At 70.7% G+C, this 1,473-nt stretch carries 2 protein-coding genes; one reads left to right on the top strand and one right to left on the bottom strand.

Annotated features, from left to right (window positions below; genetic code table 11):
* Nucleotides 1–215 precede the first annotated feature (215 nt).
* The gene (locus ACFWOG_RS40850) at nucleotides 216–425 is read left to right on the top strand and encodes a hypothetical protein (protein ID WP_380364823.1); all 210 of its coding nucleotides are present in this window, start codon (nucleotides 216–218) and stop codon (nucleotides 423–425) included.
* 117 nt (nucleotides 426–542) lie between these two features.
* Here ACFWOG_RS40850 and ACFWOG_RS40845 read toward each other — a convergent pair whose 3' ends face one another.
* Entirely contained in the window at nucleotides 543–1,397 is an 855-nt protein-coding gene (locus ACFWOG_RS40845; protein WP_380364825.1) for an IS701 family transposase, read from the bottom strand.
* Between the last annotated feature and the right edge of the window lie 76 nt (nucleotides 1,398–1,473).

Here is a 1,473-nt window from a genome sequence, read left to right as displayed (position 1 = left end):
CAGTGGGCCTGTCGGCCGCCCTCGCACCCGACCCGGCGCTGTCGCCGGGGGACAAGGCCTACTCGTCCCGCGGCAACCGCGCTCACCCGAGCAAAGGGTGGCGGCGTACCGCGATGGGGTGAATCACGCACCGCGCCGGTGCGCCCGGTACCTCCGGGCGGGGCGGGGACGGCTCAATGGACCCTGACCGATCCCCTCACACCAGGAGTCTGCTCGTGCGCACACCCCGTACCGCCGCCGTCGTCTCCGCCCTGGCCGCGGCCGTCCTGCTCGCAGGAGCGGGCACTGCCGCTGCGGACGCCGGCTGGCAGACCTCCGGAGAGTCGACCATCACCCTCGACACCACCTCGGCCAGCGGCAACGTCAACACGGGAATTACCTGGAGCTCGGGCAGCCAGCAGGGCATCTCCTTCGGAGAGGACTAGTAGTGCTTTGTTAGGTGGTGTCGTAGGGCCGCCATGGGGCGGGTTGTCGGCAGGTGGGGCAATGGCCGGTCCAGGTGGCGATGAGGTGTTGGAGGAGGTCCAGGGCCTGGCCGAAGGTCAGGCCCTGGACAGGACTTTTGGGAGGTTCCGCTGTTCGGTGAGGAACAGGTGGGCGGCGCTGACGAGGGTGACGTGGCGGTGCCAGCCGATGAAGGATCGGCCCTCGAAGTGGTCCAGGCCCAGGCGGGTCTTCAGCTCGCGGTAGTCGTGTTCGATCCGCCAGCGTGACTTCGCGAGTCGGACCAGGTCCTTGGCGGGGATGTCGTCGGGCAGGTTCGAGATCCAGTACTTGACCGGCTCCGCCTCGCCCTCGGGCCACTGGGCGATTAGCCAGGTGAGGGGGATCGTGCCGTCGGCGGCCGGCTTGGGACGCCGCCCGGCGAGCCGGACCCGCAGCAGGACGAAATGCGCGCTCATCGCCGCCTTGGAGCCCCTGCGCCAGGTCACGCTCCGTCCGGCCCCGCGTCCGGCGGCCAGCACGTGCTCGCGCAGCGGAAGCGGGCGGGTGCGGTAGCGCGGCAGCGGCCGCGGACCCAGACCGCCATAGGCCGGACAGTGCGGTTCTGCGTCCTCCCGGTGGGCGGTCATCTCGCCCTTCGCCTGCAGCACGTAGGCCAGGTGCCGGTCCTCCAGGCCGTGGCGGAAGTCCGCGTTCGCGCCGTAGGCGGTGTCCGCGACCAGCACCGCGGGCCGCAGCCCGGTGGCGGCGAGTTCGTCGGGCATCTCCAGGGCCAGCTGCCATTTCGGCCGGTGGTGCTCGCCGTCGGGGATCCGGCACGCCGCCCTGCGTGCGGCGGCCTCGGGCCCGTCCCAGGACTCGGGCAGGAACAGGCGCCAGGACAGCGGGCAGGAGGCGGTGTCGGACAGGGCGTGGACACTGACGCCGATCTGGTAGTTGCCGACCTTGCCCAGGGCTTGTATTTCAATTACTGCTTGCTCTGGTGGAGTTGGTGGGATGGTGGACCATGCCTGTGCGTCCGCCCATCAC

This window comes from Kitasatospora sp. NPDC058406 (assembly GCF_042722765.1).
Lineage (GTDB): Bacteria > Actinomycetota > Actinomycetes > Streptomycetales > Streptomycetaceae > Kitasatospora.
Note: the sequence above shows the minus strand (reverse complement) of the source record. Positions and strands in the feature narration are given on the sequence as shown.